The following is a 1,307-nucleotide window of genomic DNA, read 5'->3' as shown; positions in this document are numbered from 1 at the left end:
TGTCTAGTCCTGAAATAGGTTTACACCTGTTTCACCCTAACGCCCGATGCACCGCATCGGGCGTTTTGTATTTTAAAGAGAGGTGCGGCCGCTCCTGGTTGTAGATCGTGACGGCCTCCCGCACCATCTGTGTGGCCTGCGCAAAATCCGCAGGTCGGTGGATCAAGAACTCTGTTTTCAAGATGCCGTTGACCCGCTCTGCCAAGGCGTTTTGGTAGCAGTCGTAGCCGTCGGTCATCGAGCAAGTGATGCCATGCTTTGCGTGCACTTCTTGATAAAGGGCCGAGCAGTACTGCGCGCCTCGATCCGAGTGATGGACCAGTTTCTGAACGCTTCGACGTCGCTTCAAAGCCATTCGAAAGGCTTGCACCACGGAGTTGGTGTGCAGACTTTCATGCACGTGATAGCCGACTATTTTTCTCGAAAAGACATCCGTCACTAAACTCAAATAGGCAACGCCATCACGGGTAGGCAGGTACGTAATATCGGCCACCCAGACCTGCTCTGGGCCGGTAGCGACTATTTGTTCCGGGCTTGGTTTCAGCAGATTGGGGTGTCGGCGGAAGCGATGATGGCTGTCGGTCGTCTTGTGATACGCCCGTTTTCTGCGGACCAACTGGCGGCTTTCCCGCAAAACCGCGAACAAACGATCCCGGCCAACATGGAGCTCCTGTTGCTCACGCTGCTCATGCATCATCGAATGCAGCTTGCGAGTGCCGATGCACGGTTGGCGAGCACGGACCTTCTCTACAAACGTTATGAGCTGCTGATCCTGGTCGGCCCGAGCCCTGTAGACCCGGTTGCGTTTGTAATAGGCCTGACGGCTTATTCCCATAAATTGGCAAGCCCTGCTGACACTCAGGGTTTGGGTTTGCGCAACGACTTGCCGGGTCGCTTTTTTACGACAGATACGCCGTAGTCATTTTTCAGAACATCGACCACGGCTTCAAAGAATTGGGCTTTCTGAGTTGCCAGCGCCAGTTGTTCCTCGAGTTCTTTGATTCTTTGCTCGGGAGTCAGTGGCAAGGTTGGCTCGTCCATAGGTCTGATCCTCTGGGAACGAATGGAGGCGCCTTGGCTCCAGTCCTGGCGACCATGTTTGCGTAACCAAACCAGCACCGTCGACCGACCCTGAATCCCATAGCGCCGCTGAGCCTCTTTATAACTCAACTCGCCTTTTTCGACCTGGTCGACAACCGATAATTTAAAAGCCAGTGTGTAATCACGCTGACTGCGCTTCGTGCCCGTATCCATTGCACCTTCCTGAAAAGAAGTCAGAAGGTGTAAACCTTATTCAGGACGGGACA

At 53.9% G+C, this 1,307-nt stretch carries 1 protein-coding gene; it reads right to left on the bottom strand.

What is annotated here, in order from left to right; translation table 11 throughout:
* Nucleotides 1-31: 31 nt before the first annotated feature.
* A protein-coding gene (locus ACM6I5_RS17335; RefSeq protein ID WP_414884281.1) for an IS3 family transposase occupies nucleotides 32-1,254 on the bottom strand; the annotation gives its coding sequence in 2 pieces (ribosomal slippage) (nucleotides 32-903 and nucleotides 903-1,254; 1,224 coding nt in all).
* Nucleotides 1,255-1,307: the final 53 nt, after the last annotated feature.

The organism is Pseudomonas sp. IT-P171 (assembly GCF_949767765.1).
Classification (GTDB): domain Bacteria; phylum Pseudomonadota; class Gammaproteobacteria; order Pseudomonadales; family Pseudomonadaceae; genus Aquipseudomonas; species Aquipseudomonas fluorescens_B.
This window is presented reverse-complemented; position numbering and strand designations above follow the sequence as displayed.